Here is a 22711-nt window from a genome sequence, read left to right as displayed (position 1 = left end):
GAACACCCCGGCCGCCCGGGGTCACCAGTGGCCGTTGACGCGGCCCTTGATCCATCCGGCGGCCTCCCACACCAGATGAACCGGCAGCATCCCGCGGTCGAGCCGCTCGACGGGCACCATCCGCACGTCCAGCCCGGTGGCGCTGCGCATCCATGTCCCCGCCCGGAGGGTGTGGGGCCGGTTGGTCACCACCAGGATCCGGTCCCACCCGCGCGCCCGCGCGATCGAGGCGACCGCCTGCGCCTCGCCCCAGGTGGTGCGCGGGTCGGGCGAGAAGCACACAACTTCTGCGCCCGAGGGTCGCGCGATTCCGGTGCACAGTCGCCGGGCCACCGTCTCGGAGTTGCCGCCGGGGTTGCTCACGAGCAGCGTGTCGGCGTACCCGGCCTCCACGAGGTCCCGGGCGTACAGGTGGCGACCGTCGTCGGCGCCGGCGAGCATCACCACGGCGTCGGCGCGGACGGGCTCGTCGGCGCGCGGCTGCAGCAGGAACGCGCCCCACGCGGTGAGGGCGAGCGCGGCGACGGCGGCGGCCGCCACCGCGGCGCTCCCGGCCGCGAGCACTGTGCGGCGGGTCCGGTTCACGACCCGGGCCCGGGGAGGCTGCCCCGCTCCCGCTGTCGCTGGGCGATCCAGCCCTCGTGGGCGATCGCGCGGACGAGATCCTGCGTCCAGTCGTCCATCGGCTCCAGCCCGACGGCACGCCACGAGGCATCGGAGAGCACGGAGAAGGCCGGCCTCGGGGCCGGGCGTGGGTACTCCTCGGTGGTGCAGGGTCGCACCCGTTCGGGATCCGCGCCGAACCACGTGAACACCGCCCGGGCGAGGTCGAACCACGTCGCGCGGCCTCCCCCTGCCAGGTGCAGGGTCAGGCCCCGCGCGTCGAACTCGCCCCAGGCCTCCCCGCCGACGAGGCCGAGCAGTTGATCGGCCAGCGGCGCCGTGTAGGTGGGCGAACCCCACTGGTCGTCCACCACCGAGAGGGTGTCCCGCTCGCGCTCGAGGCGGACCATGGTGTCGACGAAGTCCGAGCCGCGCAGCCCCTGCCCGTGGCGCACGGGGCCGGTGTACACCCACGCGGTGCGGACGATCGTCGTCTCGGGGTACACCGCCAGCGCCGCCCGTTCCCCCGCGAGTTTGGTGCGCCCGTACGCGGTCACCGGCGCGGTCGGGTCGTGCGGCTCGAGCGCCGGAGCGGTGGCCGGGTCTCCCCCGCCGGGGACCTCGCCCGAGAAGACGTAGTCGGTGCTGATGTGGACCAGCCGGATCCCGCGGTCGCGGCACGCCACGGCCAGCGATTCCACGCCGTCGGCGTTGACCGCGTGCGCGGTGACCTCGTCGGCCTCCGCGCCATCGACGTCGGTGTACGCGGCCGCGTTGATCACGACCTCCGGTGCGTGACGGTCCAGGGCGGAGGCGATCGAGGCCGGGTCGGTGAGGTCGAGCTCGTCGCGGCCCACCGCGACCGCGCCACCGCCGAGCTGACGCCTCGATTGCCTGTCCAGGTAGTGCCCGAGCTGTCCGCGACCGCCCGTCGCGAGGATCCGCGGCCACCGGCCGGCGGTCACAGGCTGCGCCCCTTCTCGCGGCGCAGAATGTCCAGAAGGTACAGGCCGTACCCCGATTTGCGCAGGTCGTGGGCGTGGACGGTGAGCTCGTCGTCGTCGATATATCCCATCCGCCATGCCACCTCCTCCGGGCAGCCGATCTTCAGGCCCTGCCGGTCCTCGATCGTGCGGACGTAGTTGCCCGCGTCGAGTAGGGAGTCGTGCGTACCCGTGTCCAGCCACGCCGTGCCCCGTGGCAGCACCTCCACCTGCAGTCGGCCCTCGCGCAGGTAGTGCCGGTTGATGTCGGTGATTTCGTACTCGCCGCGCGCGGACCTGCCGAGCCCGCGCGCCACGTCCACCACGTCGGCGCTATAGAAGTAGAGGCCGGGGACGGCGAAATCGGAGGACGGGTCCTCTGGCTTCTCCTCCAGGCTGATCGCGCGGCCGTCGGCGTCGAAGTCGATCACCCCGTACTCGCTCGGATTGGAGACGCGGTAGGCGAACACGGCGCCACCCTCGGGCTCGACGAAGCGCCGCAGCTGCGTGCCCATGCCCGGTCCGTAGAAAATGTTGTCGCCCAGGATCAACGCCACCGACTCGTCGCCGATGTGCTCGGCACCCAGCACGAACGCCTGCGCCAGCCCCTCCGGCGCCGCCTGCTCCACATAGCTCAGGGCGATGCCGAACTGGCTGCCGTCGCCCAGCAGCCGGCGGAACTGCGGAGCGTCCTGGGGGGTCGTGATGATGAGGATCTCCCGGATCCCCGCCAGCATGAGCGTGGACAGCGGGTAGTAGATCATCGGCTTGTCGTACACCGGCATCAACTGCTTGCTCGTCGCCAGGGTGAGCGGGCTCAACCGGGTGCCGCTGCCGCCGGCCAGGACGATGCCCTTCACAGCACCGTCTCCGTCCGCGCGTACTTCGCTTCGACGCGCTCCTTGACCGGCTCCCACCAGTCGCGATGGGTGGCGTACCACTCGATCGTATGCCGCAAGCCCTCGCGCAGGTCGGTGTGCCGCGGCTCCCAGCCCAGTTCCTCCCGGGTGGCGGTGGCGTCGATGGCGTAGCGCAGGTCGTGGCCCGGCCGGTCGGTGACGTGGTCGAAACCGGGGTCTCCCCCCGTGCCGGCCCCACGTCCCCCGCCGCTGCCGGCGACCCCCATGAGTTCGCAGATCATCTGCATCACCTGCAGGTTCGAATGCTCGCCGTCCGCGCCGATGAGGTACGTCCGGCCGGGCTCGCCCGCGGCCAGGATGCGCAGGACCGCCGCGTTGTGGTCGGCGACATGGATCCAGTCCCGCACATTGGCCCCACTGCCGTAGAGGCGGGGCCGGCGACCGTCGAGGATGTTGGTGATCTGACGCGGGATGAACTTCTCGACGTGCTGGAACGGCCCGTAGTTGTTCGAGCAGTTGCTGATGGTGGCCCGCACCCCGAAACTGCGGACCCACGCGCGCACGAGCATGTCGGCCCCGGCCTTGGTGGCCGAATACGGGCTCGACGGGTTGTACGCAGTGTCCGGGGTGAACTTGGCCGGATCGCCGAGCTGCAGGTCCCCGTAGACCTCGTCCGTCGACACGTGGTGCAGGCGCACGTCATGCCGCCGACACGCCTCGAGCACGGCGTAGGTGCCGACGATGTTGGAGTGCAGGAAGGGCCACGGGGTGGCCAGCGAATTGTCGTTGTGGCTCTCCGCGGCGAAGTGCACCACGGCGTCGTCCGGCCCCGTCAGCTCGGAGACCAGCCGGTCGGTGACCGCCGGGTCCGCGCAGTCCGCCTCGACCAACTCCACCCGCTCGTCGGGCAGTCCGGCCAGGTTGGCGCGGTTGGCGGCGTACGTCATGGAATCCAGCACCGTGACGTGGGCGTCCGGGTACTCGCGGACCGCGGTGTGGACGAAGTTGGCGCCGATGAACCCGGCTCCCCCGGTGACGACGAGGCGCATGGGCTCAACCCTACCGCCCGGTGTCGCCGTCGCCCGAGGGCTCGTCGCCTGCCGCCTCCCACCGTCGCTTGATCGCCCTCGACCGCCGCGAGTGCCTCACCGCCAGCACCGCGATCACGACGCCCGCCACGAGCGGCACCCACACCTTGCTGTATTCGAGCATGAACTCGATCCAACCGGGAATGGTGACCGCCGGCAGGTCGAACGACGGCAGGGTGATGTCGGGCCACGGAATGCTCGGCAGGGAGATGCCCGGCCACGGGAGGTCGATGTCCGGGAGCCGCTCGAGGATCCACTCGACGACCGGTTCGAGGACCCGGCCGATCAGCGGCAGTAGGACGAGCACGGCGATGGCCCACCCGGACCGGCCCAGACCGGCCGCGACGGGATAGGCCACGCGCTTCCACGGCGAGGCCGCGATCACGTCCTGCCTCGCCTCCGCCGCAGAGCCCGGCGGTGGATCGAAGTGGACGACGTCCCTGCCCTCGCGGAAGACCACCTGCCGCACAGCGGTGTCCGTGATGCTGGTCCGTACCTGCACTCGCGGGCCGGAGACGGCCGCGGTGCTGTGCTCGCCCGGCTCGGGCGGGTCCGCGTCGAGCGAGAGCTTCGTGTCACTGATCTGCCGCGCCCTGGCCACGGTCGCCCCGTCCCTCAGGAGCGCGCAGGCAGGGCTCTGCAGTGGCGAGGGCCCTGCCGTCTCCCCCTCGGGTTTGCGCCGGAGGGGGTAACCGGGGTCGACCGCGTGCACCTCGTCGGGTCGGCCGACAGCGAGCTCGAGCCTGCCGTACTGCGGGTGGTCCAGCCGCCAGATCTCCGGTCGCGCGGCGGGGGTGGGGCCGTCGAGCACGCCCTCTGCGGGTTCCGGTTCAGGGTCTCGGTCTCGATCAGCCACTGCCGCGACCCTACCCTGCCTCCCGGGCGCTACTTCTGCGCGTCGGCGGGCTCGGTGTCTACAGGTTCGGTGCCGGCGTCCTCACGCCGCAGCTCGCGGTACGCGGCGAGCATCCTGGCGCGGCGACGGCTGTGCGCGTCATAGGCCGAGCGGTCGCGCGGGGTCACCCGGACCGCCTCCTCTGCGGGGATCCCGGCGCGCAGCTGCCGCACGCGCAGTACCTCCGCGTCCAGGCGGGCGCCGTACACCACCGCCATGTTGACCAGCCACAACCACAGCAGGAACACGATCACCCCGGCGAGCGGCCCGTACACCTCATTGAAGTTGCCGAACCGGGAGACGAAATAGCCGAACCCCGCCGTGGCCCCTCCGATGATCGCCAGGGCCGCCACCGCCCCGAGCGACACCCAGTGGATCTTGCGTCCCGTGACGTTCGGTGCGAACCGGTAGAGAATCGCCAATGCGAGGATCGCCGAGACCAGCCCCGCCGGCCATTTGGCGATCTCCCACGCCGCCAGCGCCGTGTCCCCCAGTCCGATCCAGCCGCCTACCGTCTCCGCCACCGGCCCGGTGAACACCAGCGCCAGCCCGCCGACCGCCACCAGGAGGATGAGCAGGGCGGTCAGCAGGACCCCGGCGGGCAACAGCCGCCACAGCGGACGCCCCTCCTCCACCCCGAAGACCGCGTTGATCGCGCGACCGAGCGCCCAGACATACCGCGAGGCCGACGCCAACGCCACCACCGTGCCGACGATCAGCGCGGTCCCGGCGGCAGGCGTGGTCACCAGCGTCTCTATCGGTCCGCGCACCGGGTCCAGGATCTCCGGCGGGGCGACGTCCGAGAGCATGCCCATGACCGCGTCGACAGTCCGGTCACCCTGACCGAACACGCCCAGAAGTGAGACCACGACCAGGATCGCCGGGAACAGCGAGAGCACCCCGTAGAAGGTCAGCGACCCGGCGAGGTCGGGTCCCCGATCACGCAGGAACTCCGACACCGACCGCGTGAATACCATCCCGACGGTGCGCAACCGTCTGCGACCAATCGCGAAGGGCCCGCCCGGAGTGCTCATGCACCGATTGTGTCCTCTCGGGCTCAGCGTGCGGCGGACGCCGCGCCCACCGGCGATCCCGTCGGAGCCGGGCGGTGGTCAGTCGCCGTGGCGGGCCTGCTCGACCTGGGCCTCACGTCGGACGTCTGCAGCCTCGTCGATGGCCTTCTGCTGCTTCTCGGCCGCCTTGTCGCTGGCAGTGGTGTCGCGCGGCGGGAGCTGGATGGTCTCCTCGGCGTGCATGCCCGCCTGGAGCTCACGGGCGCGCTCCATCTCGGCGTCCACCTCGGCACCGAACAGGAAGGCGTTGTTGGTGATCCACAGCCAGAGCAGGAAGACGATGACGCCGGCCAGCGAACCGTAGGTCGCGTTGTAGCTGCCGAAGTTGGACACGTAGAAGAAGAAGCCGACGGTCGCGAGGCCCCACACCACCAGCGCGACCACCGCGCCGAGCGAGATCCAGCGGAACTTGGGCTGCTTCACGTTGGGGGCGAACCCGTAGAGGACCGCGAGGATGACGACGACGATGAGGACCAGCGCCGGCCACTTGGCGATGCCCCAGACGGTGACCGCCGTCGAGCCGAGACCGATGAGATCCCCCACCCACTCGGCGATCGGCCCGCTGACGACCAACATGACGCCGGCCAGGGCGACCAGGATCAGCAGCACGGCGGTGAGAAGGATCATCAGGGGCTTGAGCTTCCAGAAGGGGCGTCCCTCCTCGACCTCGTAGATGCGGTTCATGGCGCGACCGAAGGCGCCCACGTATCCGGAGGCCGTCCAGAGCGCGCCGAGAATACCGGTGATCAGGGCGATCCCGGCGGCCGGAGTGTTGACCAGTCCCTCGATCGGCCCGCGGAGTTCGTTGAGGGTCTGCTCCGGTACCGAACCCTCGACGAGGCCCATCACCGCGTCGACCGTGGCCTGCCCCTGGCCGAACACACCGAGCAGCGAGACCACGGCGAGAAGCGCCGGGAACAACGAGAGAACGGCGAAGTAGGTGAGCGACGCCGCGAGGTCGGTGCAGTTGTCCTTGGAGAACTCCCCCGCGGCGCGTTTGAGGCCGACTTTCCAGGCTCCGCCGGTGAGCTTGGTGGGCGACTCGGGCTTGCCGGTGTCGGGGTCGGCATCCGTGTGGGGCTTGTCGGTAATGTCGCGGCTGCTCGTACTCATACCAAGCACCTTTCCACCACCGGGCCTCCCCCGCATCCGGCCCGGCCGTCCCCCCGCGGGATTACGGACGCCGCTCTGTGCGTTACCCTCTTTGATGTCACGTCACCAAAGTGTCGTATCAACAACTTCGATTTCGTCGACCGTCACCGCACCAGAGGGAGAAACACAGTGAGTCTGTCCAACGCCATCCTCCGTGGAGTCACCGGGGCCTTCGTCCTCAACTCCGGCCTGAGCAAGCGCGGCATGCCGACCGAGGCCGCCCAGGGTCTACAGGGCTTCGCCGCGACGGGAGTGCCCGCCGTGAACAACATGGATCCCGATTCCTTCGGCAAGTTCGTCGCCTACTCCGAGATCGGCATCGGCGCCGCCCTCCTCACCCCGGTCGTGCCCCGCCAGATCGCCGGCGCCGCCCTCGGCGTCTTCTCCGCCGGCCTGCTCGCGATGTACTTCCGCAACCCCACCATGACCGAGGCCGACGGCATCCGCCCCAGCCAGGAGGGCATGTCCCTGGCCAAGGACGCGTTCATGGCCGCCATCGCCGGCGCACTGGTCACCGACCGGTAGCCTCCCCCGCCGGCGGGCACGAGCCCCCACGGCGCCCGGCCCTGCCGGCGCTACGGCACCCGGCCCTGCCGGCGGGACGGCCCGGTCCCGCAGCACGCGGGGCCGGGCCGCTCGCGTTCCCGACACACGCGCGTTCCCGGCACATGCGCGGACACCTGCCACACGCACCCCGGACCGGATGCGCGGCCCACGCGGGTCGCCGACCATGGTGCGATGACGCAGAACCCGGAATCCGATACCCCGGCCCGCCGGATGCGGATAGTCGTCACCGGTGCCAGCGGCAACGTCGGCACCCCGCTCGTGCGCCGTCTGCTCTCCGACGGGCACGACGTGGTGGGACTGTGCCGCCGGATCCCCCCGGCCACGCCGCCCTACGACGGCGCGCGGTGGCATCGGGTGGACCTGTCGTACGCCCGCGCGGAGGACCTGGTGGAGGTCTTCCGCGGCGCGGACGCGGTGATCCACCTGGCCTGGGGCTTCCAACCGACCCGCGACGTCGACCACCACCGCCGACTGGGCGTCGGGGGGACCGCCGCGGTCGTCACCGCCTGCCGTCTGGCGGGAGTGCCGCATCTCGTGCACCAGTCCTCCGTGGGCGCCTACGCCCCGGTGTCCGACGGCGGCCCCGGGGTGTCCGTGGACACTCGCGTCAGTGAGGGCGCCGAGCTGGGTGGCGTTCCGACCGCCGCCTACAACCACCACAAGACCGCCGCCGAGCACCTGCTCGACCAGCATGAGCGCGAACATCCGGGAACTCCGACGATCGCCCGCATGCGGGCCGCGTTCATCGTGCACGGCGAGGCCGCCTCGGGCCTGGTGCGCTACTTCAGCCCCGCCTTCGCACCGGTCCGGCTGATCCGGGCCCTGCCGGTCCTGCCCGTGGACCGTCGCCTCACCGTCCCCCTGGTCCACGGCGACGACATGGCCTCGGCACTCGCCGCCGCGGCCACGACCGGCGCGCAGGGCGCGTTCAACATCGCGGCCGAACCGCCCGTCATGCGCGACATGATCGCCCGCGAGCTCGGTGCCGTTCCGGTCGGGCTCCCGTTCGGGATCCTGCGGAGGTTGGTGCACGTCAGCTGGCTGCTCCGCCTCCAGCCGCTCAGCATCGGCTGGGTGGACCTCGCGTTCGGCGTCCCACTCATGCACACCACCCGGGCCCGCGCGGAGCTCGGCTGGCACCCCACGGTCGCGGCCGACGAGGCCCTGCGCGAGATCGTCGACGCCATCGCCGCCGGACGGGCCGGGACGTCCCCGCCCCTGCGCCCGCGGACCCTGCGGGACGCGCTGGCCTCACTGCGCCGCGGCGGCCCCGTCGACGTCAGGCGCCTCCCCTGACAGACGCGGGCCCGCCGTTGACGACCGTCCGCACAGGCCCGCCGCGTCGTGACTAGCGGTTCGCGGCGCCCTCGTCCGCGATCGCACCGAGGATCGCGTCCGCCAGGTCGGCGCGGCACACGACGAGGTCCGGCAGGTAGGTGTCGGACACGTTGTACTCCAGCGGGGTGCCGTCGATCCGCACCGCGACGAACCCACGGGCCAACGCCACCCCGGCCGGCGCCGCGGAGTCCCACTGGTATTGCCCGCCGGCGTGGATGTAGGCGTCCGCCTCACCGCGGACGACGGCCGCCGTCTTGGCCCCGGCCGACCCCAGCGGCACGAGATCCCCGCCCACCGCCTCGGCGACCGCATCCGCGAATCGAGGCGGACGGGAGGCCGAGAGGACGATCCGCGGTCGGGAGCCCGTTCGCGGGGGAAGAAGGCCACCCCCGTCGACCCCGCCGTTGCCCACGGGTGCGGCGTAGACCTCGTCGTCGTCGACCCCCGACACCACTCCGAGCGCCGGGAGCCCGACCGCCGCGGCGGTGAGTCGCGCCAACGCCGGGTCCCCCGCGCGCTCCCACAGGGCGACGTGGACGGCCCAGTCCGGCCGGTCGCCGAGGCCGTACTCGCGGGTGCCGTCGACGGGGTCGATGATCCACACGCGGTCGGCGTCCACCCGGGCGAGATCGTCGGCGGACTCCTCCGACAGGACCGCGTCGTCCGGGCGCGCGGCGGCGAGCCGTTCGAGGAGCAGCGTGTTGGCGCGGCGGTCGCCGATATCGCCGAGCTCCCGTCCGGTGGGGCCGGAGGAGCGCAGGTCCACCAGCAGTCTCCCGGCCTCGATGGCGAGGTCGACGGCGAGTTGCTGGTCCGGGGTACGTGTGGCGGCGGTCATGCCCCCAGCCTAGGAGGCGCACTCCGGGCGCGGCGCGGGACGCCTACCGACGGCGCGACCGCAGCCCCCGGCGCCGGCCACTCCCGTACTGGCGGACGACGCGGGCGGGCTCGTCCGGACACCGGTGCGCGTCGGCCGCGACCCGGGCCGCGCCCCGGGACGGCAGGACACCGCTGCGGGCGTCGCAGCGGTGACAGCCCCAGACCGCGCCGTCGGCCGTCTCCTCGACGTAGCACTGCCGCTGTCCGACCTCGTTCATCGTTCCCCCCGGGAGAAACTGCGCCAACCTCCAGCCGGCACATAGATCGCTATTGTGTCATAAATTTTTACTACTGGACAACGAAAACATCACTGCGCCCGGCGCCCCACCTCAGCGATGCCCGATCCCGTCCTGGACGGGCGATCGAATCGCACCCGGCCCTCACTGGACAGGTCGGTCTAGACAGTGCCCCTTCCTTATGTCTACTGTACTGATCGACTTAATCGATTCACTATTCGAGGGATGCTCGTGAAGACACTCATCGTGCTCGGCGTCGTCGGCGCCATCGCCCAACTCATCGACGGGTCTCTGGGCATGGCCTACGGCGTCACGTCCACGACGCTGCTGGTCGCGGCCGGTATCGCGCCCGCCGCCGCATCGGCGTCCGTGCACTTCGCGGAGATCGGCACCACCCTCGCCTCCGGCGTCTCCCACCACCGACTCGGCAACGTCGACTGGCGGATCGTGCGCATCCTCGCGGTGCCGGGCGCGATCGGGGCGTTCGCCGGTGCCACCCTGCTGTCCAGCCTCCCCGCCGACGTCGCCAAGCCCGTCGTGGGGGCGATCCTGCTCAGCCTGGGCCTGTACGTCCTCTACCGGTTCCTCGCACTCGGCGGCCGTCGCCCCGAGTTCCGCGGGCGGGTCCGCACCGGGTTCCTCGTCCCACTCGGACTGGTCGGCGGCACCCTCGACTCCCTCGGCGGCGGTGGCTGGGGCCCGGTCGGCACCACCTCCCTGCTGTCCTCGGGCCGGGTCGAGCCGCGCAAGGTCGTGGGCTCCATCGACACCTCCGAGTTCGTCGTGGCCGTCGGCGGATCGCTCGGCTTCCTCGTGGGCCTGGGCGCCGCCGGCATCAACTGGGGTTACGCGCTGGCGCTGCTGGTGGGAGGTGTGCTCGTCGCACCGCTCGCGGCGTGGCTCGTCAAGCACCTGCCCGCCCGGGTGCTCGGCACGGCGGCCGGCGGCCTGATCGTCGTCACCAACTCCCGCACCCTGCTGGTGTGGGCCGAGGTGCCCTCGTCGGCGACCACCCCGATCCTGCTGGCCCTGGTCACCGTGTGGATCGGCCTGGTCACGTGGGCCGTGATCGCCGAGCGGAGGGCCTCCGGCGGCGACGACGACGAGGCCGGCATCGACCCGGCCGGTCCCGCCCCTGCCGCGGCCGCCGAATCCGCCCCGGCGCAACGCTGATCCGGGCCGACGCCCGGTGAGGCGGCCCCTCTGGGAGACTGTCGGCATGAGGGTGACCGCCAAGTCCGACTATGCGTTGCGCGCACTCGTCGAACTCGCGGCGGCACAGCTCGCCAGCCCCGACGACGATCCCCGCGACAATCCGCTGAGCGCCGAAGAGCTGGGGCGGCGTCAGGACATCCCGCACGGGTTCCTCCAGGCGATCCTGTCGGATCTGCGGCGGGCCGGGATCGTGACCAGTCGCCGGGGCAAGACGGGCGGATGGTTCCTCGGCCGGGAGGCGGGGGACATCTCGGTCGCCGATGTCCTGCGAGCCGTCGACGGCCCCCTGGTGAGCGTCTACGACGTCCGCCCGGAGTCGGTGGTCTACAACGACCGTGCCGCGATCCTGCAGCACGTGTGGATCGCCTCGCGCGCGGCCCTGCGCCGGGTCATGGACGCCGTGACGATCGCCGACCTGGCCGCCGGGCACCTGCCGGGCGAGGTCCACGAGTTGACCCTCGACACCGACGCGTGGGAGCCCCGCTAGTCGGACGCCGGTTCCGCCGCCCGGTCCGCTCCCGCCGGACTCAGGTCGCCTGCTCGCGCCCGCGGTGGCGGTCGAGCCAGGCCACGGCGGGAGACGCCGCCGCGCCGTGCAGGACGATGGAGGCGACGATGACCAGCGACACCGCGGGCCAGAGTGACCAGCCGTCATCCTTCGAGAAGTAGCCCATCGCGTAGCAGAGATAGAACAGTGACCCGACGCCCCGGACACCGAAGGCGGCGACGAAAAGTCGCTCGGGGCGCCGCAGCTTGCGATCGCCCAGCAGAGCGATCCAGGCGGTGAGCGGCCTGATCACGAACAGGACCCCGGCCGCCACCGCGGCGTGCGACCACTCCAACCGGAAGACCGCATCCGAGATGAACGACGCCCCGATCACCAGCAGGATCAGAAGCGTGAGCAGATGCTCGGTGAACTCGATGAACTCGTGAGCCCGGGCGTGCTTCTCGTCGTGACGCTCCGCCGCGCGGACGCCCAGCGCCGCGCAGAACACCGCCAGGAATCCCCATCCGCCCACGAGTTCGCCGACACCGTATGCCAGGAGCAACGTGGCCACCGCGGCCGCGGGTTCGGCATATCCGACGAGGCGGTGCTCCCCGATGCGGACCCGGTAGAGGGCCGCCCCCACCAGCCGGCCGATGACCCACCCGGCCACGGCCCCGATGACGGTCTTGCCGACCAGATCCCACGCCAGCCAGGTCCAGACCCACTCGCTCGGCGCGCCCTTGGTGGCCAGGAAGATCGCCAGGTAGACGAACGGGAACGCCAGCGCGTCGTTGAGGCCAGCCTCCGAGGTGAGGGTGAAGCGCGCCTCGTCGTGCTCGTCGTCAACCTTCTCCCCCGACCCGTGACCGGGGCCCTCCACCTGCACGTCGGAGGCCAGCACCGGATCGGTCGGGGCGAGGACGGCACCGAGCAGCACCGCGACCGCGGGTGTCACCCCCAGCACCCACCACCCCAGGACCGCGACCCCGGCGATGGACAGCGGCATCCCGATGGCGAGCAGGCGCCAGGTGGTGCTCCAGCCTCGGAAGGTGAGTTGACGGTCGAGCGCCAGGCCGACGCCGAACAGCGCGACGATGACGGTGATCTCCGCCATCCGCTCGGCGAGCTCCGCGTGCTCGATGACGTCGACGAGCTGCGACTCGTTGGGCATGAGCCAGCCGATGAGCATGCCCACGGCCACCACGACGATCGGCGCGGACAGGACCCGCTCGCGGAGCAGTCGCGGAAGGAGTGAGCCGACGAGTAACGCCGCCCCGATGACCGCGAACATGAGGTCGGTGTTGGCCACCGCAGGAGTGTGGCCCCACGGGGGGTCGACGCGCCACCGGAACACGAGCCCTCCCGAGAAGCGGAGGCGGTCGCGGCCCCGTCAGGTGCGGGCGACCGTCGGCTCCGCGTGCTCGTCGCGGTGCACCGAGAACCGGCGCACCAGCACCCTCCACACCAGCGGCCCGGCCACGACGAGCACCAGGGTGATCACGCCGATCAGCGCCGGCGGGGCGCCCAGCATCGCCGAGGCGGTCACGGCCAGCACGATCGTGATGCCCCGGCGGATGAGCCCCTGCGGGACGCGGCTGGCGAACTTCGAGCCGAAGAACGTGCCGACCGCCCCACCGATCAACAACGGGACCAGCAGGTTCCAGTCGACGCCGGTGACCAGGACGTGCCCGATCGCCGCCGCGATCACCAGTGGGACCGCCTGCACCAGGTCGGTGCCCACCAGCCGCAACGCCGCCAGGGTCGGGTAGAGCAGCATGATGCACATCATGATGACGGTGCCCGAGCCGACCGACGTGATGCCGACCATCAGGCCGCCGATCACGCCGACCAGCAGGGTGATCAGCGGCTTGACCGGCGGGTCGGGGTCATCGCCGGTGCGGATGCGCCCGGACATCTCGAAGAACGCCCGTAGGAAGTAGGCGGTGGACGCCACGATCAGCGTCGCACCGATGGCCTTCTTCAGCAGCCCCTGTACGTCGTCGGCGCCGATGGCGTGGACGAGCCACGCCCCGAGGTAGGCCGTCGGCACGGATCCCAGGATGAGCCAGAACGCGATCTTGAGGTTGGGTTTCCCGTGCCGCCAGTGCACGCCCGCGCCGATGACCTTGTTGACCGCGTTGACCACCAGGTCGTTGGCGACCGCCGCCGTCGGCGGGATGCCCACGAGGATGAGCGCCGGCGTCATCAGGGCGCCGCCGCCCATCCCCGTCAGACCGATCACCACGCCGATGACGGCGCTGACGACCAGCAGCCCCAGCGAATCGTAGGTCCAGAGGGCCTCGGGCACCGGCTCAGATTCCCAGGATGGAGCTGAGGATCCGCTGCGCGACCTCTTCCGCGGTCCCGTCCTCGGGGCGGATGTGCAGGTCGGGGGTCAGCGGCGGCTCGTACGGAGCCGACACCCCGGTGAACTCCGGGATCTCGCCGGACCGGGCCTTGGCGTACAAGCCCTTGGGGTCACGGGCCTCGCACTCGGCCAGCGGGGTGTCCACGAAGACCTCGGTGAACGGCAGGTCGGCCTTGGCGTGGACCTCGCGCGCCGCGTCGCGGTCGGCGCGCATGGGCGAGATGAGAGAACAGACGACGACGACGCCGGCGTCCGCGAACAGCGCCGCGACCTCCGCGGTGCGGCGGATGTTCTCGGCGCGATCGGCGGCCGAGAACCCGAGGTCGGCGTTGAGGCCGTGCCGCAGGTTGTCGCCGTCGAGGATGTAGGCGGGGTGCCCGGACTCGATGAGCAGCCGCTCCACCTCGGAGGCGATCGTGGACTTGCCCGAGCCCGACAGGCCGGTGAGCCACAGCGTGCGGCCCTGCCCCCGGTCCCCGCGCTGGACGGCCCCGGCGTGCCAGACCACGTTGGACCCCGTGGTGGCGGGCCCGATGATCATGCCCGCGCCCACGGTGTTGCCGGTGATCTCGTCGACCATGATGAACGCACCGGTGTCGCGGTTGCGCCGGTACGGGTCGTACATCAGCGGGGTCTGCGTGCGCAGTCCGATGCGGCCGATCTCGTTGAGGTCGAGCTCTGTGGAATCCGGGTCGCGGTGCAGGGTGTTGACGTCGAGCCGGTACTCCATCCCCGTGACGATCGCCTTGGTGTCTCGGGTTGTGTGCTTGATGACGTAGCGCTTGTTCTGCTGCAGCGTGGTGGCGTCGTCGAACCAGCAGACCATCGCCTCGAGTTCGGTGCCCTGGTGCGGACGGTTGCCCGGACGGGCGATCATCTCGCCGCGGACGATGTCGATCTCGTCGTTCAGTGCGATCGTCACGGCGGCGGGCGCGGCGGCCTCGTCCAGCTCCGCCCCGCCCGGGCCCCAGATCGCCTTGACCGTGGACTGCCGACCGGACGGCATGACCACCACGTCGTCGTCGACCTTGATGATGCCGCCCGCGACGGTGCCGGCGAACGAGCGGTGATCCAGGCCGTCGGCGCGCTGGGGACGGATCACGTACTGGACCGGGAACCGGACGTCGGTGAGGTTGCGGTCCGAGGCGATGTGCACGTTCTCGAGGTGGTCCAGCAGCGCCGGCCCGGTGTACCAGGGCATGGCCTCCGAGCGGTCGACCACATTGTCGCCCTTGAGCGCGGACAGCGGCACGAACGTGACGTCGTGGACCTCGAGCTTGGCGGCGAAGTCGGTGAACTCGGTCCGGATGGCCTCGAAGGTGACCTCGTCGTAGTCGATGAGGTCCATCTTGTTCACGGCCACGACCAGGCGCGGGATGCCCAGCAGTGCGGAGAGGAACGCGTGGCGGCGCGTCTGCTCTAGCACGCCCTTGCGGGCGTCGACGAGGATGATCGCCACGTCGGCGGTGGAGGCGCCGGTGACCATGTTGCGCGTGTACTGCACGTGGCCCGGGGTGTCGGCGATGATGAACTTGCGCCGCGGGGTCGAGAAGTAGCGGTACGCCACGTCGATCGTGATGCCCTGCTCCCGCTCGGACCGGAGCCCGTCGGTGAGCAGCGCGAGGTCGGTGTACTCGTCGCCCCGCTTGGCGGAGGTGGCCTCGATGGAGGCCAGCTGGTCCTCGAAGATGCCCTTGGAGTCGAACAGCAGCCGGCCGATCAGGGTCGACTTGCCGTCGTCGACGGAGCCGGCGGTGGCGATGCGCAGCAACTGGGCCTGGTCGGACATGGTGTGGCCGGTCTCCACGGTGGCGGCCTCGGGGTTCGGGACCGCGGTGGTGGGGGCCGAACCGGCGGTGGTCGGGGTGCTCATCAGAAGTAGCCCTCCTTCTTGCGGTCTTCCATGCCGGCCTCGGAGATCCGGTCGTCGGCGCGGGTCGCGCCGCGCTCGGTGACGCGAGTGCCCGCGACCTCGGCGACGACGGCGGCGTTGTCGGCGGCGTCGGACTCGACGCAGCCGGTGCAGGTGGCGTCGCCGACGGTGCGGAAGCGGACCAGTTCGGTGCGGGCCTCCTCGCCGGGCAGCGTCTCGAGGAACCGGGTGTTGGCCAGGAGCATGCCGTCGCGCTCGATGACCTCACGCTCGTGGGCGTAGTAGATCGGCGGCAGGTCGATGTCCTCGCGCTCGATGTACTGCCAGATGTCCAGCTCCGTCCAGTTGGACAGCGGGAAGACGCGGATGTGCTCGCCCTTGCGGTGGTTGCCGTTGTAGAGCTTCCACAGCTCCGGGCGCTGCGCGCGGGGGTCCCAGGCGCCGAACGCGTCACGGAACGAGAAGACGCGCTCCTTGGCGCGGGCCTTCTCCTCGTCGCGGCGGGCACCGCCGAAGACCGCGTCGAAGCGGTTCTCCTGGATGCCGCGCAGGAGGGCGGTGGTCTGCAGCCGGTTGCGGCTGGTGCCCGGACCGGTCTCCTCGACCACGCGGCCGGCGTCGATGTCGTCCTGGACGTGGGAGACGAGCAGCTGGACGCCGGTCTCCGCCACGACCCGGTCGCGGTACTCGATCACCTCGTCGAAGTTGTGTCCCGTGTCCACGTGCATGAGCGGGAACGGCATCGGCGCGGGCCAGAAGGCCTTGCGGGCGAGGTGGAACATCACCACCGAGTCCTTGCCGCCGGAGAAGAGCATCCCCGGGCGTTCGAACTGCGCGGCTACCTCGCGAAAGATGTGGACGGACTCCGCCTCGAGCGCGTCGAGATGCGAGAGCGTCACCGCCGACCTCGTCGTCATGCGACCTCCAGTGTCGTGGACCGTCCGGGGTACCGGGCGGCTGACGGCAGACAGATCTGTCTGCCACGGGCATCCGCACCATCGTGCGCCCGCCGAGCCGCGATATGCACCTCGGCGAGGGCATCTGGCATGCCCCTGTCGAATAACAGGCATACCCTGTCGACTATGCGACACGAACCGACCCATCGGGCGCTCTCGGTGATCGAGGCCCTCGCGAACGACGGCCCTCCCCTGCCCCTGGCCGAGCTCGCGCGCGTCGCCGGCGCCAGCCGGTCGACCCTCCACGCGGTGCTCTCCGAGATGGAGTCCCAGGCCTGGGCGGAGAAGGTCGGCGGCGGGTGGCGTGCCGGGCCGAGACTGCGCGAGGTGGGCACGGCGCTGGCCGCCGAGGTCGATCTCGTCCGGGCGGCCCGCGAGCCCCTCGAGGCCCTGGCCGACGCCACCGGCATCGCCGCCGTGGTCTTTGAGCTCCGCGACGGGATGGCCGAGGTCGTGGACTCGGTCGGTGCCGGCATGCGCACCGCCTCCCGGGAAGCCATGCCCGTCGGTCATGTGGTCCCGGTGCGTGCGCCCTTCGCCCGCGAACTGGCGGCCCGCCTCCCCGTGGTCGAGCAGCGCCGCTGGGTCGCCGACTCCGCGGGGCTCACCCCCGCCGCACGGGATCGACTCGAGACTGTCCTGCCGCAGATCGCGCGACGCGGGTGGTCGATCGAGCGACTGACCCCCGCACGACGCGAACTACTCCGGATGGCCGACTCCCTCGAGGCGTCCGGGATCGGTGCCCTGGTCCGTGACCGCGTGTCCGAACTGTTCGTGGAGCTGTCGGAACTCGACGTGACCAACGCGGAGCTCGACGCCGCCGCGGACCTGGCGGTGGCCTCGATCGCGGCACCGGTCCTGCGTGCGGACGGCCGCGCGATCGGATCGGTGGCCGTCGCCCCGGGCCGACGCATGACCGGTCGGGCCGTCGCCCGTGCCACCCGGGCGGTCAGCGCGTGCGCCGACTCGGTCTCCGCCCGGCTGGCCTCGCGCCCGGGCCGCGCCCCCGCCGTCGGCCTGCCCCCGCACCTCGTCCACCCGGCGCACGCGGCGCGCCACCCCTGAGCCCGGACCCGCCTGCCGCCGCCCCCACACCCGCCCGACCCCGCCCGACCCTCGCGGGCGCGACGACCTCCCGACCAACCGCCCACTACCGGGGGCATCACGCACGCCGCCGCGTCCGTATGGTGTAGATCACACACCCCCCGACCGGCCGGAGGCGCCCTGTGACCCAGACCGTCCGCCCCTCCTCCCCTGCCCCCGGTGAGGACCACATCGATCTGTCCTGGCGCAGATCCGCATCGTGCGGACTCACCCCGAAGAGCGCCCGGCCCGGGGCTCCCGACCCACGCGCCTCCCGCTCCCACCGGCTCGCGGAGGCCGCCCGTCCGGTCATGGACGACCTGGACGAGGTCCTCAAGGACACCGGGGCGATGCTCCTGCTCGCCGACCGTGAGGGTCGGGTCATCCGCTCGGTGCGCGACAACGCCCGGATCTCCCGCATGCTGCTGCGGCGAGGGGTCGACGACGGGGCGACGCTGACCGAGGACGCGGTGGGCAACAACGGAATCGGCACGGCCCTCGAGACCCGCGCCGGGGTGTTCATCCACGGCGAGCAACACTTCGCCGAGGTCCTGCGCGACTTCGCCTGTTACGGGCACCCGATCATCGACCCGCTCACGCGACGCCTGGTCGGCGCGGTGGATCTGACGGGTATGAGCGCCGACGCCTCCCGCATGTTCGCGCCGTTCGTACGGAAGATCGTCGCGGACATCGAGGCCCGCTACGTCGACACCGCCCGTGCCGACGACCGCGAACTGTGGCACCGCTTCGTCGAACGCACCCGCACCTCCGACACCGCGACCTGCGCGTTCGGCGACGAGGTCGTACTGGCCTCGCACTCGAGCCTGGAACGGCTGGACTCCCGCGACCTCGGCAGGCTCCGGCGCCTGGTCGACCGGGACGAGCTGGGCGACTCCGTGGAGCTGTCGGTGGGTACGGTCGGGGTGCTCTCGAGCCGTGTCGGCCGCCGTGGGCACCTGCTCGACCTGGTGTTCCCGGACCAACAGCACCCGGCCGTGCCCGTCCTGGGCAGCACCCGGCCTGCCTCCACTGCCGCCATGGCCGCGTCCACCCCGGGGAGGTCGGCGATGCCCGCCGCGTCCACGCCCGGCTCTTCCAGCGGGGCCACCGGGCGGGCCCACGCCGTGGTCGGCCCCTCCGGGTCGGGACGATCGACGACGGCGCGGGACATCGCCGGCCCGGGCGCCCTGCACGTCCGTCTCGCGGAAGCCGACAGCGCGGACGCCGCGTGGATCGGGCTCGTGGTGCCCGCCCTACGTGACCAGGGCGATCAGGGCAGGCCGCTGGTCCTGGACGACATCGACCTCCTCGACGACGCCGACCTGCGCCGCCTGGCAGCACGCCTACGGTCGGCGGGGGCCGCCCTCGTCGTCGTCACCAGTCGCGAGGACCCCCGCGCGGCGGTGACGGAGGCACTGGACGCGTGCGGGGCGCGGACCGTCCTGCGGCCGTTGCACGAACGGGGGGCCGAGAGCGCCGAGATCGTCGCCCGGATGGTGGCGGAGCTGGCCGCGGAGAACGGGTTGGGCCCGACCGTGCCCACGGCGCGGTTCACGGACGCCGTCTGCGCCCTGGACCTGCCCAACGGACTGATCTCCCTGCGGTCGATCCTGAGCGAGTGCCTCACCGGGTCCGGGCGCAGGGGGTCGACGACCCTCGACGTGGACTCACTGCCGTCCCGCGCCCGCACCGGACGCCCACCCCGGGCCGGGGAGCTGGCGAGAGGCGAGTATGACGCGATCGTCGCCGCCCTGGCCGGATGCGACGGCGTCCGGTCGCGCGCCGCCAGACGGCTGGGCATCAGCAGGACCACCCTGTACGCCCGGATGCGCGAGTTCGGCTTGTCCTGACGGGCGGGCGTCGTCCCGGCGTTGTCCCGGCGTCGTCGATGCTGTCGGTGTTGTGCATGTTGTCCAGAATCTGAACACTCCGCCGGGCCGGACCGACCCCATGATGGGTTGTGACCGGCTTCACATCTGAGCCGGTCGGAATTCTTGGAGGACACAATGACCGGCACACTCTCCCGGGACACCGGCGCCACCACCCAGGTCGACGAGCGGCTCGGCACCGAGGCCCGCGACTTCCTCGGCCGCCCGCACCAGCTCTTCATCGACGGGCAGTGGGTCGACGCCGCCGACGGCCGCACCTTCGGCACCTACGACCCCGCCACCGGCGCCGAGATCACCCAGGTCGCCCACGGCGGGCCCGAGGACGTCAACCGGGCCGTGGCCGCCGCACGCCGCGCATTCGACGACGGCGCCTGGGCCACGATGAAGCCCAACCAGCGCGAGCAGATCCTCTGGCGCATCGGCGACCTGCTGGACGCCAAGGCCGAGCTGTTCGGCCAGATCGAGGCGCTGGACAACGGCAAGTCCGTGGCGATCGCGACCGCCGTCGACGTGGCATGGGCTGCGGACGTGTTCCGCTACTACGCCGGCTGGTCCACCAAGATCGAGGGCTCCACCGTCAACGTGTCGATGCCGTTCGCCGGCGACAAGCAGTTCCACGCCTACACCCAGCGCGTCCCCGTGGGCGTGTGCGGGCAGATCATCCCCTGGAACTTCCCCCTGCTCATGGCGGCGTGGAAGCTCGCACCCGCCCTGGCCACCGGCAACACGCTGGTGCTCAAGCCAGCCGAGCAGACGCCGCTGACCGCGCTGCTGCTGGGCGAGGTCATCGCCGAGGCCGGGGTTCCCGACGGCGTGGTCAACATCGTCACCGGCTTCGGCGACGCCGGCGCGGCCATCTCGGCCCACGACGACGTGGACAAGGTGGCCTTCACCGGCTCCACCGAGGTCGGGAAGCTGATCGTCGACGCCGCCAAGGGCAACCTCAAGAAGGTCTCCCTCGAGCTGGGCGGCAAGAGCGCCAACATCGTCTTCGCCGACTGCGACTTCGAGGCCGCCGTCGCCGGGTCCGTGGCCGCGTGGATGTTCAACCACGGGCAGGCCTGCACCGCCGGCACCCGCCTGTACGTCGAGGACTCCATCTACGAGGAGTTCACGCAGGCTGTTGCCGACGCCGCCGCCCAGGCCACCATCGGGCACGGCCTGGACCCCGCCACCGAACTCGGCCCGCTCGTCGACCAGGACCAGTTCGACAAGGTCTCCTACTACCTACGAGCCGGGATCGAGGACGGCGGACGCGCTCTGACCGGTGGCGGCCGACACGGTGACACCGGCTACTTCGTTCAACCGACCGTCTTCGTGGACGTCGAACCCGACCACCGGGTGGTCACGGACGAGATCTTCGGCCCCGTCGTCTCGGCCCTGCGGTTCACCGACATCGACGACGCGGTCCGGCAGGCCAACGACTCGATCTACGGCCTCGCCGCGGGCGTCTGGACGAAGGACATCTCCAAGGCCCACAAGGTCGCCAGCCGTCTGCACGCCGGCTCGGTCTGGGTCAACCAGTACAACGGCTTCGACACCGCCATGCCGTTCGGCGGGTTCAAGCAGTCCGGATGGGGCCGCGAACTGGGCCAGGGTGCGCTGGACCTCTACACCCAGACCAGGTCGGTCAACATCCAGCTCTGAGTGATCGAGCTCTGAGTGATCGAGCTCCACGAACCGGGACCCGGCGTCCCCGTGCCCCCTCCGGGGACGTCGGCGACTCCCCTCTCTTCCCACCCTGCACTACCTGAAAGGAACACGCCGTGAAGACCAAAGCAGCAGTACTGTTCGACCTCCACAAGCCGTTCGAGATCATCGAGCTCGACCTGGACGATCCCGGCCCCGGTGAGGTGTTGATCAAGTACACGGCCGCGGGCCTGTGCCACTCCGACCTGCACCTGTCCGACGGCTCACTCCCGCCGCGCTTCCCGATCGTCGGCGGGCACGAGGGAGCCGGCGTCATCGAAGCCGTGGGCGTGGGCGTCACCAAGGTCAAGCCGGGCGACCACGTGGTGTGCTCGTTCATCCCCAACTGCGGGACCTGCCGCTACTGCTCGACCGGGCGGCAGAACCTCTGCGACATGGGCGCGACGATCCTCGAGGGCCATATGCCCGACGGGACCTTCCGCTTCCACTCGGACGGCAAGGACTTCGGTGCGATGTGCATGCTCGGTACGTTCTCCGAGCGCTCGGTGATCTCGCAGCACTCGGTGGTCAAGGTCGACGACTGGCTGCCGCTCGACAAGGCCGTCCTGGTGGGCTGCGGCGTGCCGTCGGGCTGGGGCACCGCCACCTACGCCGGAAACGTGCGCCAGGGCGACACCGTGGTGATCTACGGAATCGGCGGCCTGGGCATCAACGCCGTCCAGGGCGCCGTCCACTCCGGTGCCCGCCACGTGGTCGTGGTGGATCCCGTTCAGTTCAAGCGCGACGAGGCGTTGAAGTTCGGCGCCACCCACGCCTTCGCCGACGCCGCCGAGGCCCACGCCGAGGTCGAGAAGCTGACCTGGGGACAGATGGCGGACCAGGCGCTCATCCTGGTGGGCACCGTCGACGAGCAGGTCGTCTCGAGCGCCTTCGACGTGATCGGCAAGGGCGGCACCGTCGTGATCACCGGCCTGGGCAACATGACCGACAAGACCGTCCAGGTCAGTGGCACGATGATGGCCCTGTTCGGCAAGACCATCACGGGCACCCTGTTCGGTTCTGCCAACCCGCAGTACGACATCGTCAAGCTCCTGCGGCTGTACGACGAGGGCAAGCTCAAGCTGGACGAGCTCATCACCACGACCTACACGCTCGACCAGGTGAACGAGGGGTACCAGGACCTGCAGGACGGCAAGATCATGCGCGGGGTGATCATCCACGACACCTGATCCGGCGGTAGGACCCATAGACCGGAGTCGGTCGGGCCGGGCGGGACGGCGCACCCGCCCTCCCCATCCGACCGACTCCTCCCCCCCGGCGCGCGCCGCCCTCCCCCCTGGGCGGCGCGCGTCGGTGCGTCAGCTGGCAGTCGCTCCTCCAGAAGTCCGGCAGCCGCCCCCGCACACGCCCGGCATCCGCTCCCGCCGATGGCGCCTCGCCCCCTCCGCTGCTCAACCAGCCCACAGCCGCCCCTGCAGATGCCCGGCAGCCGCTCCCGCCGATGGCGCCTCGCCCC

General features: G+C 71.3%; 21 protein-coding genes. 8 read left to right on the top strand and 13 right to left on the bottom strand.

All coding sequences use genetic code 11. From position 1 onward, the window contains the following. Positions 1-21: 21 nt before the first annotated feature. The 7 genes from G6R20_RS03125 to G6R20_RS03095 all read right to left on the bottom strand — a co-directional run bounded on the left by G6R20_RS03125 (position 22) and on the right by G6R20_RS03095 (position 6615). Positions 22-585 carry a YdcF family protein gene (locus tag G6R20_RS03125; RefSeq protein WP_067716934.1) on the bottom strand — a complete coding sequence of 188 codons (564 nt, stop codon included), beginning with the start codon at positions 583-585 and terminating at the stop codon, positions 22-24. Next, the gene (gene rfbD / locus G6R20_RS03120; RefSeq protein WP_172812144.1) at positions 582-1568 is read right to left on the bottom strand and encodes a dTDP-4-dehydrorhamnose reductase; all 987 of its coding nucleotides are present in this window, start codon (positions 1566-1568) and stop codon (positions 582-584) included. The genes G6R20_RS03125 and rfbD overlap by 4 nt, the downstream gene beginning before the upstream one ends. Beyond that, complete coding sequence (rfbA, locus tag G6R20_RS03115) at positions 1565-2446, bottom strand: glucose-1-phosphate thymidylyltransferase RfbA (RefSeq protein WP_120284220.1); 882 nt, start codon at positions 2444-2446, stop codon at positions 1565-1567. Before rfbA ends, rfbD begins: the two co-directional genes overlap by 4 nt. Beyond that, positions 2443-3495: a dTDP-glucose 4,6-dehydratase gene (rfbB, locus tag G6R20_RS03110; RefSeq protein WP_163375537.1), complete on the bottom strand. Its 1053-nt coding sequence runs from the start codon at positions 3493-3495 to the stop codon at positions 2443-2445. The genes rfbA and rfbB overlap by 4 nt, the downstream gene beginning before the upstream one ends. Before the next feature lie 10 nt (positions 3496-3505). Next, the gene (locus G6R20_RS03105) at positions 3506-4390 is read right to left on the bottom strand and encodes a hypothetical protein (RefSeq protein ID WP_163375536.1); all 885 of its coding nucleotides are present in this window, start codon (positions 4388-4390) and stop codon (positions 3506-3508) included. A 29-nt stretch (positions 4391-4419) separates the two neighbouring features. Next, the gene (locus tag G6R20_RS03100) at positions 4420-5463 is read right to left on the bottom strand and encodes a YihY/virulence factor BrkB family protein (RefSeq protein WP_240341241.1); all 1044 of its coding nucleotides are present in this window, start codon (positions 5461-5463) and stop codon (positions 4420-4422) included. A 78-nt stretch (positions 5464-5541) separates the two neighbouring features. Next, positions 5542-6615 (bottom strand): YihY/virulence factor BrkB family protein, encoded by a 1074-nt coding sequence (locus G6R20_RS03095; RefSeq protein WP_163375535.1) that lies wholly within the window; start codon positions 6613-6615, stop codon positions 5542-5544. Positions 6616-6783: 168 nt separating this feature from the next. Here G6R20_RS03095 and G6R20_RS03090 point away from each other — a divergent pair, with 168 nt between their 5' ends. After that, a complete protein-coding gene (locus tag G6R20_RS03090) occupies positions 6784-7179 on the top strand; it encodes a hypothetical protein (protein WP_119192591.1) in 396 nt (131 codons plus the stop codon). A gap of 213 nt (positions 7180-7392) precedes the next feature. After that, positions 7393-8517, top strand: a complete 1125-nt coding sequence (locus tag G6R20_RS03085; protein WP_240341240.1) for an NAD-dependent epimerase/dehydratase family protein — start codon at positions 7393-7395, stop codon at positions 8515-8517. Positions 8518-8569: 52 nt separating this feature from the next. Here G6R20_RS03085 and G6R20_RS03080 read toward each other — a convergent pair whose 3' ends face one another. Both G6R20_RS03080 and G6R20_RS03075 read right to left on the bottom strand, forming a co-directional pair. Beyond that, complete coding sequence (locus G6R20_RS03080) at positions 8570-9397, bottom strand: 3'(2'),5'-bisphosphate nucleotidase CysQ (protein ID WP_163375534.1); 828 nt, start codon at positions 9395-9397, stop codon at positions 8570-8572. 43 nt (positions 9398-9440) lie between these two features. Further along, positions 9441-9656 (bottom strand): hypothetical protein, encoded by a 216-nt coding sequence (locus G6R20_RS03075; RefSeq protein WP_067716955.1) that lies wholly within the window; start codon positions 9654-9656, stop codon positions 9441-9443. Positions 9657-9905: 249 nt separating this feature from the next. On the opposite strand from G6R20_RS03075, the gene G6R20_RS03070 reads away from it, so the two are divergent. Then, the gene (locus G6R20_RS03070) at positions 9906-10847 is read left to right on the top strand and encodes a sulfite exporter TauE/SafE family protein (RefSeq protein WP_240341272.1); all 942 of its coding nucleotides are present in this window, start codon (positions 9906-9908) and stop codon (positions 10845-10847) included. Between the two features lie 46 nt (positions 10848-10893). Next, complete coding sequence (locus G6R20_RS03065; protein WP_163375533.1) at positions 10894-11376, top strand: Rrf2 family transcriptional regulator; 483 nt, start codon at positions 10894-10896, stop codon at positions 11374-11376. Between the two features lie 40 nt (positions 11377-11416). On the opposite strand, the gene G6R20_RS03060 is transcribed toward G6R20_RS03065, so the two are convergent. From G6R20_RS03060 to cysD, 4 genes are all read right to left on the bottom strand, one after another. Then, entirely contained in the window at positions 11417-12685 is a 1269-nt protein-coding gene (locus G6R20_RS03060) for a cation:proton antiporter (protein ID WP_240341239.1), read from the bottom strand. 81 nt (positions 12686-12766) lie between these two features. Beyond that, positions 12767-13684 carry a sulfite exporter TauE/SafE family protein gene (locus G6R20_RS03055; RefSeq protein ID WP_163375532.1) on the bottom strand — a complete coding sequence of 306 codons (918 nt, stop codon included), beginning with the start codon at positions 13682-13684 and terminating at the stop codon, positions 12767-12769. A gap of 4 nt (positions 13685-13688) precedes the next feature. Beyond that, entirely contained in the window at positions 13689-15617 is a 1929-nt protein-coding gene (gene cysN / locus G6R20_RS03050) for a sulfate adenylyltransferase subunit CysN (protein WP_163375531.1), read from the bottom strand. Further along, the gene (cysD, locus tag G6R20_RS03045) at positions 15617-16534 is read right to left on the bottom strand and encodes a sulfate adenylyltransferase subunit CysD (RefSeq protein ID WP_067716962.1); all 918 of its coding nucleotides are present in this window, start codon (positions 16532-16534) and stop codon (positions 15617-15619) included. The genes cysN and cysD overlap by 1 nt, the downstream gene beginning before the upstream one ends. Before the next feature lie 165 nt (positions 16535-16699). Here cysD and G6R20_RS03040 point away from each other — a divergent pair, with 165 nt between their 5' ends. The 4 genes from G6R20_RS03040 to G6R20_RS03025 all read left to right on the top strand — a co-directional run bounded on the left by G6R20_RS03040 (position 16700) and on the right by G6R20_RS03025 (position 22424). Next, positions 16700-17638: a helix-turn-helix domain-containing protein gene (locus G6R20_RS03040; RefSeq protein WP_163375530.1), complete on the top strand. Its 939-nt coding sequence runs from the start codon at positions 16700-16702 to the stop codon at positions 17636-17638. Positions 17639-17799: 161 nt separating this feature from the next. Then, complete coding sequence (locus tag G6R20_RS03035) at positions 17800-19506, top strand: helix-turn-helix domain-containing protein (protein WP_163375529.1); 1707 nt, start codon at positions 17800-17802, stop codon at positions 19504-19506. Between the two features lie 156 nt (positions 19507-19662). After that, a complete protein-coding gene (locus tag G6R20_RS03030) occupies positions 19663-21192 on the top strand; it encodes an aldehyde dehydrogenase family protein (RefSeq protein WP_163375528.1) in 1530 nt (509 codons plus the stop codon). A gap of 119 nt (positions 21193-21311) precedes the next feature. Beyond that, positions 21312-22424, top strand: coding sequence for an NDMA-dependent alcohol dehydrogenase (locus G6R20_RS03025; protein WP_163375527.1), 1113 nt, complete (start codon positions 21312-21314; stop codon positions 22422-22424). The last annotated feature ends 287 nt before the right edge of the window (positions 22425-22711 follow it).

Source organism: Dietzia sp. Alg238-R159 (assembly GCF_900537145.1).
GTDB classification, from domain to species: domain Bacteria; phylum Actinomycetota; class Actinomycetes; order Mycobacteriales; family Mycobacteriaceae; genus Dietzia; species Dietzia kunjamensis.
Note: the sequence above shows the minus strand (reverse complement) of the source record. Positions and strands in the feature narration are given on the sequence as shown.

Bases quoted from the DNA above. Each gene is read 5' to 3' on its own strand.
- G6R20_RS03065 (WP_163375533.1), top strand. From the start codon at position 10,894: ATGAGGGTGACCGCCAAGTCCGACTATGCGTTGCGCGCACTCGTCGAA.
- G6R20_RS03040 (WP_163375530.1), top strand. From the start codon at position 16,700: ATGCGACACGAACCGACCCATCGGGCGCTCTCGGTGATCGAGGCCCTC.
- cysN (WP_163375531.1), bottom strand. From the start codon at position 15,617: ATGAGCACCCCGACCACCGCCGGTTCGGCCCCCACCACCGCGGTCCCG.
- G6R20_RS03085 (WP_240341240.1), top strand. From the start codon at position 7,393: ATGACGCAGAACCCGGAATCCGATACCCCGGCCCGCCGGATGCGGATA.
- cysD (WP_067716962.1), bottom strand. From the start codon at position 16,534: ATGACGACGAGGTCGGCGGTGACGCTCTCGCATCTCGACGCGCTCGAG.
- G6R20_RS03080 (WP_163375534.1), bottom strand. From the start codon at position 9,397: ATGACCGCCGCCACACGTACCCCGGACCAGCAACTCGCCGTCGACCTC.
- G6R20_RS03095 (WP_163375535.1), bottom strand. From the start codon at position 6,615: ATGAGTACGAGCAGCCGCGACATTACCGACAAGCCCCACACGGATGCC.
- G6R20_RS03075 (WP_067716955.1), bottom strand. From the start codon at position 9,656: ATGAACGAGGTCGGACAGCGGCAGTGCTACGTCGAGGAGACGGCCGAC.
- G6R20_RS03030 (WP_163375528.1), top strand. From the start codon at position 19,663: ATGACCGGCACACTCTCCCGGGACACCGGCGCCACCACCCAGGTCGAC.
- G6R20_RS03100 (WP_240341241.1), bottom strand. From the start codon at position 5,463: ATGAGCACTCCGGGCGGGCCCTTCGCGATTGGTCGCAGACGGTTGCGC.
- rfbB (WP_163375537.1), bottom strand. From the start codon at position 3,495: ATGCGCCTCGTCGTCACCGGGGGAGCCGGGTTCATCGGCGCCAACTTC.